Annotated in this window: 11 protein-coding genes; all 11 read right to left on the bottom strand. The window is 38.7% G+C overall.

Translation table 11 applies throughout. The features are described from left to right. Positions 1 to 8: 8 nt before the first annotated feature. Positions 9 to 1,436 (bottom strand): aldehyde dehydrogenase family protein, encoded by a 1,428-nt coding sequence (locus tag AA0X95_RS15270; protein ID WP_413299222.1) that lies wholly within the window; start codon positions 1,434 to 1,436, stop codon positions 9 to 11. A gap of 2 nt (positions 1,437 to 1,438) precedes the next feature. Then, complete coding sequence (locus tag AA0X95_RS15265; RefSeq protein WP_335532546.1) at positions 1,439 to 1,738, bottom strand: EutN/CcmL family microcompartment protein; 300 nt, start codon at positions 1,736 to 1,738, stop codon at positions 1,439 to 1,441. Positions 1,739 to 1,751: 13 nt separating this feature from the next. Further along, on the bottom strand, positions 1,752 to 2,480 hold the full coding sequence (locus AA0X95_RS15260; RefSeq protein WP_413299220.1) for a hypothetical protein: 729 nt from the start codon (positions 2,478 to 2,480) through the stop codon (positions 1,752 to 1,754). 5 nt (positions 2,481 to 2,485) lie between these two features. Next, positions 2,486 to 3,145 (bottom strand): phosphate propanoyltransferase, encoded by a 660-nt coding sequence (gene pduL / locus AA0X95_RS15255; RefSeq protein WP_413299218.1) that lies wholly within the window; start codon positions 3,143 to 3,145, stop codon positions 2,486 to 2,488. A 5-nt stretch (positions 3,146 to 3,150) separates the two neighbouring features. Then, positions 3,151 to 4,101 (bottom strand): sugar-binding transcriptional regulator, encoded by a 951-nt coding sequence (locus AA0X95_RS15250; protein ID WP_413299216.1) that lies wholly within the window; start codon positions 4,099 to 4,101, stop codon positions 3,151 to 3,153. A 321-nt stretch (positions 4,102 to 4,422) separates the two neighbouring features. After that, positions 4,423 to 5,778: an aspartate aminotransferase family protein gene (locus AA0X95_RS15245; protein WP_413299214.1), complete on the bottom strand. Its 1,356-nt coding sequence runs from the start codon at positions 5,776 to 5,778 to the stop codon at positions 4,423 to 4,425. 17 nt (positions 5,779 to 5,795) lie between these two features. Beyond that, a complete protein-coding gene (locus tag AA0X95_RS15240; RefSeq protein ID WP_413299212.1) occupies positions 5,796 to 7,262 on the bottom strand; it encodes a CoA-acylating methylmalonate-semialdehyde dehydrogenase in 1,467 nt (488 codons plus the stop codon). 343 nt (positions 7,263 to 7,605) lie between these two features. Then, the gene (locus AA0X95_RS15235; protein WP_413299210.1) at positions 7,606 to 9,222 is read right to left on the bottom strand and encodes a PucR family transcriptional regulator; all 1,617 of its coding nucleotides are present in this window, start codon (positions 9,220 to 9,222) and stop codon (positions 7,606 to 7,608) included. Positions 9,223 to 9,311: 89 nt separating this feature from the next. Further along, entirely contained in the window at positions 9,312 to 9,527 is a 216-nt protein-coding gene (locus tag AA0X95_RS15230) for a hypothetical protein (protein WP_309862474.1), read from the bottom strand. A 27-nt stretch (positions 9,528 to 9,554) separates the two neighbouring features. After that, positions 9,555 to 11,027 carry an NCS1 family transporter gene (locus AA0X95_RS15225; RefSeq protein ID WP_413299208.1) on the bottom strand — a complete coding sequence of 491 codons (1,473 nt, stop codon included), beginning with the start codon at positions 11,025 to 11,027 and terminating at the stop codon, positions 9,555 to 9,557. A 163-nt stretch (positions 11,028 to 11,190) separates the two neighbouring features. Further along, positions 11,191 to 12,609 (bottom strand): dihydropyrimidinase, encoded by a 1,419-nt coding sequence (gene hydA, locus AA0X95_RS15220; RefSeq protein ID WP_413299206.1) that lies wholly within the window; start codon positions 12,607 to 12,609, stop codon positions 11,191 to 11,193. Between the last annotated feature and the right edge of the window lie 16 nt (positions 12,610 to 12,625).

Here is a 12,625-nt window from a genome sequence, read left to right as displayed (position 1 = left end):
ACACCCCACTATATGATTCTAAATCCATCAACTAAAACACAGCGGCGCTGGCGCGTAAATGTTTTAGCGCTGGTTAATCCTTCACCTGTTGGGCCGGCAATAGTTAAAGTGGTGAATCCTTCACTTTCATAGCCGAGTCCAGCAACAGATGGCCCATTTTTAACAAAGATTGTCACTTGGATTTCCTGTGCCATTTTTGTTAAGTTGGTTACATTTTGTGAGTGCATAATCGCTGTATGACGGTTACCCTTTTCAGCAATAACAGCTAACTCAATGGCTTTATCGACATCAGGAACTCTGACAATCGGTAAAACTGGCATTAACATTTCTGTCATCACTAATGGATGATCCTTTGTCGTTTCAGCAATAATCAGTTTCACATTTGGACCGGCTTGAATGCCTGCAGCTTGTAGAATAACAGAGGCATCTTTTCCAATGTAGTCTCTGTTTGGATAAAACTTATCGTTTTTCTTTACAAGGACTGTTTCAAGTAGTTTTTCGAATTGGAAGCCTTTAAGTTCAACAGCCCCAATCTTTACCATTTCTGCCTTAAGGGCATTAGCCACCTTGTCAACAACGAACACTTCTTTTTCAGCCGTACATAGAACATTGTTATCAAAGCTTGCACCTTTAACAATATCTGCTGCTGCCTTTGAAATAATCGCAGTTTCATCTACAACAACAGGAGGATTCCCTGGCCCTGCTGCAATAACTTTCTTACCGACAGACATCGCTGCTTTTACAACAGGTCCTCCGCCTGTAACCACAAGTGCGTTAACCTTTGGGTGGTTCATTACCTGTGCTGACGTCTCTAAGTTAGGTGTCGCAACAGATGTTAGCGTATTTTCAGGACCGCCTGCTGCTACAATCGCTTGGTTCAAAAGTTTTAGTGTTCTAATAGAAACTTCTTTTGCACTTGGATGTGGATTGTAAACAACCGTATTCCCTGCTGCAATCAATGAGATCGAATTGTTAATGACTGTTGCTGCCGGGTTAGTAGAAGGTGTAATGGAGCCAAATACTCCAATTGATGCATATTCAACAAGTGTTAAACCATCATCACCAGAAAAAGTAGTACTAACCAAATCTTCCACACCAGGTGTCTTATTTGTTGCTAAAAGAATTTTGGCAACTTTATCTCCGACTCTACCAAGTTTTGTTTCTTCTACTGCAAGCTGTGCTAATTCATTAACATGCTTGCGGCTTGTTTCTCTCATGTTTTCAATCATTTGTCTTCTTGTTGACAATGGCAGTTTACGAAGCTTTTCCCAAGCAACTCTTGCTGCATCTGCAGCTTCATCAACAGTAGCAAACACACCATCGCCTAAGCTAATATCATTTTGTGGAGAAGTAGGTGCATCAGCCGTTTGGTTTTGACCTAATTGCTGAAGAACTTGTTCAACCATTTTTTTGATATCGGTTTCATTTATTTGCAAAATTAATTACCTCCTTTTTTAAAGGTTAATGACCCTTGTATTTCAATTTGATCGACAATCCCTACAATTGCCGCATCAACGGGGACACCGTTTGTAATTTCTGTTTGTCTTGCTGAGCTTCCGCTGACTAGTAGCACTACTTCTCCGACACCAGACCCTACAGTATCAATAGCAACGAGTGGTTTTCCGTCTTCCTCAATACTCTTCATATCTAATGGCTGTACAATAAGAAGTTTCTTCCCAGTCAACTTCTCTGCTTTAGTGGTGGATACAATGGAACCAACTACCTTACAAATAATCATTGCGTCCCTCCTTTCAAGCGTCTGATTTCGTAATCACAATCTTTAATTCTTTCGCTAAATCCTTTGCTGAAGGAGTAATCTTACTCTTTAGTGGAACAACCAGTTCCTTTAATCCTGTGTGAAAGGCCTTTTCCACATGCTTCGCTAGAATAAGAGACTGCTTTTCTTCGTAAGCAGTAAATTGATGTTCCACCGTTTGAGTAAGCTTATTTAACGGTACCCATTTCACCTGGTCGGTCTGAATTTGTCTTATGTAAGACTGTATGCGCTCCTGAACACTATGTGGAGCATGAATTTGTTGATAAACATTTGGTTCTACCCCATTGCTTGCGATAACAACCGGCTTTCCAAGTAATTGATATTGAATAGTAACCCAAACTGCCAGTTCATCATCCATTGTTAATGCCAGCTTGGATATCAATTGATAGGAAGCAGCAGGAACAACCAGAACGGATGATTCTTCAATAATCGCAGTCAATTCTTGCTGATTAATCTCTTCTAATAAAACAAATGGTCGTTCGCTAATAGTTGAAGATGAGTTAACCCACTCTTTTGATACAATCAATTTTACTTCGTAAGTATTAAGGAGCGGGGTAATCGCTTCCAAAACATGAGAAGGATTTGGGGATTGATAACCTAATAGAATAGCAATCGGCTTTTTCTCATTCTCTAGTATTTTTTCTTTTAAGTACGCTTCGACCACTTGCTGAACTAATATTTTAATCTGTGATTGGATATCCACCAGCATCAACCCCCGCTCACTTGCACGCGACTTTCAATGGCTACAATTTCACCAAGCTGTCCATTTTTGATGTTTGCTGCATTTGCTTCATCAATATCGATATGCATTTCAAGTTTGTATTTTGGTGAAACACGAATAAGTACGTTTGAAAATATAACTCCGCGTTCACCCTCGACTTTTACTTGAACACGATCTCCGTCAGAAACACCAAAACTTTCACCATCACTTGTATGCATATGAATATGGCGAGCTGCACAAATCAAACCCTCATTAATCGTGACTTGTCCTCGTGGTCCTTGGATCGTAATAGCTTCTGTTCCTTTAATATCGCCGGAAATACGAATAGGAGGTTTTACACCAAGTGTAAAGCCATCAAATAAGGATACTTCCACTTGTGTACTTCCACGAGCAGGACCAAGGACACGGACATTCTGAATCTTTCCCTTAGGGCCAATTAATGTAACTGTTTCCTTTGCTGCAAATTGATTTGGTTGTGACAAATCCTTCAGCTTGTTTAATTGATGGCCTTTTCCAAATAATCTATCCACATGTTCGGGCGATAAGTGAATATGCCTGTTTGAAGCAGCAATTGGTATTTGCTTTGGTTGCTTTAGAGTGGCTTTAACAATCTCTTCAACTAGTACTCTAATCTTTTCTTTATCCATTAATGCTAATCACCTCCCATTTCGAGTAAAGCCTTGGCAGTATATTGGTCGGTTATGAGAACATTTGCATGCTTACCTTTTAAGGCGCCAAATATCCCATCAATTTTTGTATTTCCTCCTGCAATAAGAATGCCAAACTCTTTTTCCGCTAAATGGGAGAGTTCAATACCGATTGTTCGATCATTTAAAGCTTCATGGCTTATTCGCCCTTCAATATCAATAAATCTAGAACAAATATCCCCAACTGTTTTATTCGATTTTAGAATCTCTACATCATTGTCTAAAAAATAGCCTGCATGCATCAAAGTAGAGTTTTCACCTGGCTCACCCACTGTGAAAATAGCAATATTTGACTGTTTACCTAGTTCTAATATTTTATTGACATGTCTGTCAGCAATAATTGCTTGCTTGACAACAATGTGGTCAACAACTGCAGGAACAGGTAAAAAATGGGGTGTCGTATGAAAAGCATTGGCTAATCCATTGATAATCTCTGAAGCATAAGTGTTTGACTCTGAGTAACTCACCCCACCATTAAGCTGAACAACAGTGACATCCTTCACGTTCTTAGGCTGTAAATTTTTCACTAGTTGAAAAAGGGTTGTTCCCCAAGTAATTCCAATGGTATCGCCGCTCTGGACAATGTCATTTAAGTAACCCGCGGAAACTTCTCCTAGCTTATCTTTTATCAGTTCATCTTCGTACTCAGGGATTGGAGCAACAATACAATGTTTTAATTGAAAAAGCTCCTTGACCTGTGCTGCGAGTTCCTGAACATCCTCAGCCGGATCACATATTTTAATATGAACAACGCCTTCCTGGACGGCTTGCATTAAAAGCCTTGAGACGGTGGGGCGGGAAATACCTAATTTTTTCGCAATATCCTGTTGACTATAGTCTAATTGGTAATACAATTTGGCCACTTCAACGAGGCGCGAAATTTTTTCATCCGCCATAAGTACCTTCACCTAATCTTTAATAGTATGAAAATTTGAAACTCCCTTTCTTTCCAAACAAGTAAACGGTTACATATTAAATAAAAAAAATATAAATAAATGAAATTATGTAAATCTTGGATGAACATTTGCTAATTTAATTATAACCGATGCTCCATTTCTGTCAATCACTCTTTCGGAGTATTTCGACATTTTTTTCTCATTGAATAGAATTGACCTAGACTTTTCCTGTTTTGTTCACTTTGTGAACATTTCCTTACATGAAAAAAAGAACATTTGTCACTTACAAAATGTAAGCTGACAAATGTTCTCTTCTATCTTTTATACAATTTTTCTAAGGGCTTCTGTAAGTGTTTTAGTGATAAATTGTAAATCCTTGTGCTCAATATTTAAAGGTGGAGCCAAGGTTAAAACATTGTTGAAACCAGCTACCGTTGCTCCATTCTTACCAATTATAATCCCTTCCTGCTTACAATGAACAATTACTTGATTGACTAGTTCAGCGTCCAAAGGATCCTTTGTATTTTTATCTTTAACTAGTTCAATCCCAATTAACAATCCTTTTCCGCGGACATTCCCTACATAAGGATGATCCTGAAGAAGATTAGTTAAATCATTTAATAATTGTTCACCTAGGTCTCTTGAACGATCAAACAGTTTTTCCTTTTCCATAATTTCAAGATTTTTCAATGCAAGTGCGCAAGCTGCTGGATTTCCACCGAAGGTATTCACATGACGGAAGTAATCATATTCTTCTGATCCTTTAAACGCTTCATAGATTTCTTTTCGAACGGCAGTCGCTGAAAGTGGTAAATAGGCGCTTGTAATACCTTTTGCCATAGTAATAATATCTGGTTTTACACCGTAGTTCATAAAACCAAATGGTTTACCTGTGCGGCCAAAGCCGCATATAACCTCATCCACAATCAAAAGGGCACCATGTTTTTCACAAACCTCTTTTGCTGCCTTCATATAACCGTCGGGTGGAACAAGAACTCCCCCACCGGTTATAATTGGTTCCATAATCATAGCAGCAATGGTCTCACTTAACTCCCAAGTCATTGTCCTGTCTATCTCTTTTACAGAGGAAAGTTCCCTTGCATTTGTCACTTGTGTATCGTCTCGGTAGGAATCAGGTGGTGCGACGTGAATGAACCCTGGTGCAAGTGGTTCATATTTGTATTTCCTTTGAGCCTGCCCTGTTGCAGCTAAAGCGCCCATTGAGTTTCCGTGATATGCGCGGTAACGGGAAACGATTTTATAACGATTATGTTCACCCTTTTGCTGGTGATATTGGCGCGCGATTTTAAAGGCTGTTTCGTTTGCCTCCGACCCGCTGTTTGAAAAAAAGATGACGTATTCATCGCCAAGTAATTCATTCAGTTTTTCTGCTAATTTAATGGCTGGTACGTGGCTTTGAGAAAGTGGAAAATAAGCCATCTCTTTTAATTGCTCATAAGCAGCTTCTGCTAGTTCTGTTCTACCATAACCAACATTCACACACCATAGTCCTGCCATCGCATCTAAATATCGTTTGCCATCTGCATCTGTTACCCATGAACCTTCCGCTTTTGTAGCTACAATCGTTGCCTTTGGGTTATATGGTTTCATTGAATGCCAAACATACTTATCGTCCTGCTCTAATAAATTCTCTTGAGTTCGACTTGTTTGAACCATCCTTCTCCCTCCCTATTTTAAGCATCAAAACGTGAAGTAATCATTTTTTTGCGTGTATAGAAGTTTAACCCGTCTTTTCCGTTGACGTGAAGGTCACCATAGAAAGAATCCTTCCAGCCTGAGAATGGGAAAAAGGCCATCGTTGCGGGGACCCCAACGTTAATACCAAGCATCCCTGCGTCTGCTTCTTCCCGGAACTGTCGAACCGCTTTTGCATTGTTTGTATAGATGGTTGCTCCATTTCCATACCGCGATTTTCGAATATACTCCAATCCCTCGTCTAAGTCCTTTGCACGTAGTAGGCTTAAGACAGGAGCAAAGATTTCGTCCTTGGCAATTGTCATTTCAGGGGTAACACGATCAAAGATGGTAGGTCCTAAGAAGTTCCCTTCTGGAATTTCATCCATCTCTCTTCGACCATCTCTAATTAAATCAGCACCTTCTGAAATTCCCTTTTCAATATAAGTAAGTACTTTATCTCTATGTTCTTTACGAATGACAGGAGTTAATAATACTTCATCGTCCATACCGTTCCCGATAATTAATTCATCAGCTTTTTTCTTTAATGCTGCTACAAATGGCTCATTGTCTCCCACCACGATAACTGCACTACATGCCATACAGCGTTGACCTGCACTGCCAAATGTAGAACTTATGATATGTTGTACCGCCTTATCCATATCGGCATCTGGCATAACAATGTGGTGGTTTTTTGCTCCAGAGAGTGCTTGAACACGTTTACCTTCTGCTGCAGCACGCTCATATACATACTTTGCGACCGGTTGTGAACCTACAAAGGAGATCGCTGCAATATCCTTATGTTCTAATAGTCCATTAACCACATCGTGTGCACCATGTACTACATTTAAAACCCCATTTGGTGCTCCTGCCTCAGTAAAGAGCTCTGCTAATCGATTAGCTAAAATCGGTGTCCGTTCAGATGGTTTTAATACAAAGGTGTTTCCACATGCAACGGCTAGCGGGAACATCCATAGAGGTACCATCATCGGGAAGTTAAATGGAGTAATACCCCCAACAACACCTAATGGGTAGCGGAACATTTCTGAATCGATATCCTCAGCAATACCAGATAATGTTTCTCCCATCATTAATGTAGGTGCACCTGAGGCAAATTCAACACACTCGATACCACGTTGAACTTCTCCATAAGCCTCTTTGTAAGCCTTTCCATTCTCTTGAACAATCAATCTAGCCAAATCCTCATGGTTCTCTGTTAATAAATAGTGATATTTAAATAGAATCCTTGCCCGCTTTGGAACTGGTACGTTTTTCCACTTTTTAAATGCTTCCTTAGCTGCGTTAACAGCAAGATTTACATCTTCTTTTGAAGACACAGGCACCTTTGTGATTACTTCATTTGTGGCTGGATTTGGAACATCTAGGGTTTGAACACTGTTCGAACTAACCCATTCACCGTTAATAAAATTTTTAAGTACGACTGTTTCGTTTTTTGTTACGCTCATGTTTTATCCTCCTCATTCTTCAAAAATAATTGCAAAATTCGGTTAATTAATCCCTTATACTCATATTATCTCGAAACTACTTCCTGCTTTCATTAGACATTCCGTAAAACCTAAAGAAGTATTTCTTCGACAAAATGAACATGTTCATTAGTTTTAGGCTCTGTTAAATTTGCCTGTTGATTTCCGCTCCAGGCACTTCGCTTTCCGTGGGCGTTTCGGCGAGCCTCCTCGGCGCTTGCGCCTGCGGGGTCTCGCCTGAACCGTACTCCCACAGGAGTCTACGTGCCTTCCGCTCCAATCAACAGGACATAAAAATCAACAATGTTCTTTTACTAACATAGTTTTAAAGTACTTGATTTATCTTCTTGGGCTGAGAGGCGGCCAGGTAATCATACACAAGCAGCATGAATTCAATGGCTACCCGCTTTTCGTGTTCCATAAAGTCTTCTCCTAATAAGTTTTCAAGTTTTTGCAGACGATGATAGAGTGTCTGTCTTACTATGAACAGCTTGTTAGAAGTTTCTTGCTTTGAGCCATTACATTCTAAATAGGCTTTTAGTGTTTCTAGCAGCTTACCATTATATTTTTGATCATACTGAATAACCGGATGAAGGTACTCAGAGGCTAGCTCTTGTAAGTCAGTATGTTTACTCATTTGCGAAATCAGGCGATATAAATGTAAATCCTCATAAAAATGATAAATTTGTTTATTTGTCATTTTTTGCTGAATCCGGAGTGTTTCTTTTGCTGTTTGATAGCTTTTATGTATGTCATCAAATGCCTGAATAAATTTACCAGCAGCAATAATAAGCTTTGCTGAACTTTGTTTCTTAATAAACTCCGATTCTTGGATCGAATCAATGGCCCTTTTAATCCGTTCCTTTAGATTTTTCTTAGGTCGGTTATTTAGAAGAATAAAGGTTATTTCATTCCTTTTTTCAACAAAAATTACTGCAAACCCATTCTGCTCAAAAACAGAACGAAATAATAGTTTTAAGTAAGTAACATCTTGGCTAAGTTTATCCTTAAAGGAGATAAGTTTGGTAATTAATACAGTTGCATCATTGGTCTTTGTCTTTATTCCATTTTCGATTAAATATTCTTGAATATCCTCAAGTGAATGCTCTCCCTCTAACCAACCGTGGAGCCATTCAAATTCTTCCACTCGCTTTTTCTCCTCAACATACAAATCTCTTAATAAATGTTGAGCTAAAGCTGTTGCTGTTCGGTCTAAAATTAATAAATCATATTCACTAACGGGAATATCCTCAGAATAGATATACAGCTCAGCGTATTCTTGACCGAATAAAAATATGGGCGAGGAAGCAATCCATTCACATGGCTGTTTTTTTGATTTTTCTAACTTGTTAATAATTGAAATTTGTTCATTACGACCTATTTCAGGCACAAATTCATGATCCTGATCCTTCAATCGAAAGATGATTTGCAGATCTAATGCTGAAAAAATAAATTGGAGTATATCTTCATACGTTTCAATCGTTAATAGTCGTTTATTTAAGCTTTGGGAATAATTTTCTAAATCAGATATTTTTTGATATTGCTGATTTATAATGGTCGAATGAAGATCTTGTGTGATTTCTACAAACGGAACTTCTTGTTGAAATACTATAATAGGGAATTGATGTTCTTCTGCTAATTTAATTACTTCACTCGGTATTTCTGAAATATATGTTCCTATTTCAATACATAATCCTGCAGCCTTATTTTCGATTAACTCTTTGACAAGTGAGACAAATAAACCTAAATGATCCTTCCAAGCAACACCTGTTGATAAAATTAGCTCGTTCCCATTTAATAGATTACGGATACTCGTTACTTCAACGACATGTACCCATTTAACAATCCGATGGATCCCCCCTTCACCTGCAATAACTTTGGCATGTTCAAAATGCTTTCTTTTAAAAACATCTGCAACTGTTAACTGAAAATGTTCTTTCATAGATTTATCTCCTTAAATATAAGAAGTGAATGTTAGTAAAGAAAAGGATTGGCTCTCATCCACCAATCCTTTTCTTTCAGATGTAATCCTTAGATCTCCTGATTCTGTTTAATTAATAAACTTGAAAAATATTTTCTTGCATTGGCTGTACCAATATGAAGTGTTTCGGTTACGTTTCCACTTGGATGTACGAAGTCAACCGAAGCACCATTTAAATGCTCTCTCACGCCACTTATCCTGCATCCTTTTTGGATGAGAAAGTCAATTTTATCTCGTTCATCTAAAAATTGTTGATGCTCTGACATCCTGCCCATCCCTCCAATTTTCATTTTTTAGTATAAATCTACATTATTGGGAATATCTTCAATGATAGGTTCGTAGGCATTTTCCTCGATTACCCAATCACGCCCTACGCTAATTCCTAAGTATTTCTCATCACTTGGATCTTCAATTTCTGCTTGACGAAACTTTTGGAACCACCAGTATTTTGCGAGAACATAATAGATTCCCCCACCAACAATGAAACCTACTAAGAAACCATAATTCGGTACAAAATAAGATGCTACAGCTCCTATTACCCAAGCAATAAAACCAGCTAGATTCACTCCGCCCATGTATTTATACTGACCTTTGTCTTCGTATAATTCTGGCACATTTACACGTCGTTTACGTAGGAGGTAATAATCAGAAAACAGGATACCAACAATCGCTGAGAGAATCCCACCTACAAAGAGTAAAATTGGAATAATAACCCCAAATAATGTCCACGGCTGAACAATTGTTCCAACAACTCCAGCGGTGATCACTCCTGCCCAAAATGGAAACTTAGGACCACCTACATTTGAGAAAATCGTTGCAGCTGGAACCACGTTTGCTGCAGTATTAGTTGACCATTGAGCTAATACAATCATTAATAATAAAATAGCTAGGATAAATCCGCCTGCTGCTTTTTGTAGAGCCACAACGGGGTCGTAATTCAATACCGCAATATAAGAAACGGCACCAATGATAATCATAAAAGTCTGCGTTAATGGCATTGCTATAAGGTTGCCAATTAATGAGCCTTTATTGCGTTTAAACCAATTTTTCTCATTAACAGGTGCTTTAATAAATCGAGAAATAGAAGGAATATCTGCACTTAATGTAGCCCAAAAGCCCATGTTACTAAAAACAACAACTAAGAAGGCTGAAAAGGCTGCTCCGCCTGTAACTGGTGATTCCACCCAACTCCAAACAGCTCTTCCTGCAGTTGCTGCCTGATCCGATAATGTCACATACATCCATAATGAAATGAGGAGAATAATAGGTGCCGCTAAATCGGCAAACCGTTCAATGGATTTTATCCCAAGGGCAGTATTGACTAATTGAACGACAGCAAAAATAAGGAAGCAAACAAACCAATTATCAAAGCCAAATAAAATATTTAATATACCATTCATCGCTGTTGCGCCAAAATAGGTATTTATACCAAACCACATCGATGCAGTCACACCACGAGTAATGGATGGGATGTGAGTACCGATTGTTCCAAATGGTGCTCTCATATAAACAGGAAAAGAGATACCATGTTCTATCCCAATATCCGCAATTAAAGAAATAAAGAAACCAATCGCAAGACTTCCAATCACAGTTGCGAGAATAACCCATGGCAATGATAGGTTAATAACCCCTGCACCGCCAATTGCAAACGTTGCTAGTACAACGACCATTCCTACCCACATGAACGAGTACCCTAATTTAGTAATCGTCCGGTCTTTTTGATGAATTGGTAATAAATCCGGTGATTTTAAATGGCTTTTTTTCATGTAAACACTCCTTATTTCGGTTTAATTTTATAGAATGTAACATTCAAAAATTCAAACAACCGACTAATACAATAAAATTTAATAATGGGAGCAACTGCTCAGAATCTGAGCAATTGCCGGAGTGTAGTTCAAATAATGTTGGAGACTTTAGCAGTAATAGTTGTTAGATTGATAGGGTTTCACCTTGGTTTAGCGTAGTATTCAAATTATATCTTGCTCTCTTTAAATATTGACCAGATCCTGGTTTACCAACAAACTGTTTGTCGCGAACAACATACTCCCCGCGGACTAAAACAGATACTGGCTCCCCAGTAACCTTCATTCCCTCAAAGGCATTATAATCAACGGCCATATGATGGGTTTCTGCAGATATTACTCTTTCAACATTCGGGTCAAAAATAACAAGGTCTGCATCTGCACCAATTGCAATAGTTCCTTTCTTAGGGAATAATCCGAAGAGCTTGGCAATGCGTGTTGAAGTAATATCAACAAACTGGTTCAGACTAATCCGTCCTTTCTTCACCCCCTCAGAGAATAAAATGGATAAACGGTCCTCAATAATTGGGCCGCCATTCGGGATTTTGGTGAAATCATCTCTACCTAAATCCTTTTGTCCTTTAAAATCAAATGAACACTGATCAGAACCAAGTGTCTGAAGTTGGCCGCTCTTTAATGCGTTCCATAAAACTTCCTGATTCCACTTTTCTCTAAGCGGCGGCGACCAAACATATTTTGCTCCCTCAAAATTTGGTTTTTCTAAATAGCTTTGATCAAGAACTAAATATTGCGGGCACGTTTCACCCCATACATCAAACCCTTTACTGCGTGCTTCTGCAATTTTTTCCACGGCATCTGCACAAGATACATGGACTACGTATAATTGCGAGTTTGCTAGACCCGTAAGTTTAGCTGCACGGCCTGTGGCTTCGCCTTCAAGTTCTGGAGGTCTTGTTAGTGCATGATAAATCGGTTCAGTTTTTCCTTCCTCAAGAGCTTTCTTTGTTAAATAATCAATCACATCTCCGTTTTCTGCATGAACCATAACTAAGCCGCCATGCTCTTTAGCGGTTACTAGTGTTCGAAATAGTGTTTCATCATCGGCTTGAAACACATTTTTATAAGCCATAAATACTTTAAATGATGTAATTCCTTCATCATTAATAACCTTTGGAAGTTCATTTAGGACTTCTTCGTTGATTTCTGAAATCATTAAATGGAACCCATAATCAATTACTGCCTTTTCTCGGGATTTATCATGCCAGGTTTGAATGGCATTTTTCAGAGGTTCCCCTTTATTCGTTAAACAGAAATCAATTACTGTAGTCGTACCCCCGAAAGCAGCTGCTATCGTTCCGGATTCGAAATCATCCTTTGTGACAGTTCCGCCAAATGGCATATCTAAGTGAGTATGTGGATCAATACCCCCCGGAAAAACAAGACAGCCTTTCGCATCAATGACTTCCGCTCCAATGGCGGAAAGATTGGAACCAATTTGTGTTATTTTCCCATCTTCAATTAAGACCTCAGCTTGATACGTATCTGTTGCTGTTACAATTGTTCCGTTTTTAATTATTTTCTTCATCAATTTTTCCCTCCTA

Source organism: Neobacillus phoenicis (assembly GCF_047302305.1).
Lineage (GTDB): Bacteria > Bacillota > Bacilli > Bacillales > Cytobacillaceae > Neobacillus.
The sequence above is the reverse complement of the archived record's forward strand: the minus strand, read 5'-3'. Positions and strand labels throughout refer to the sequence as shown.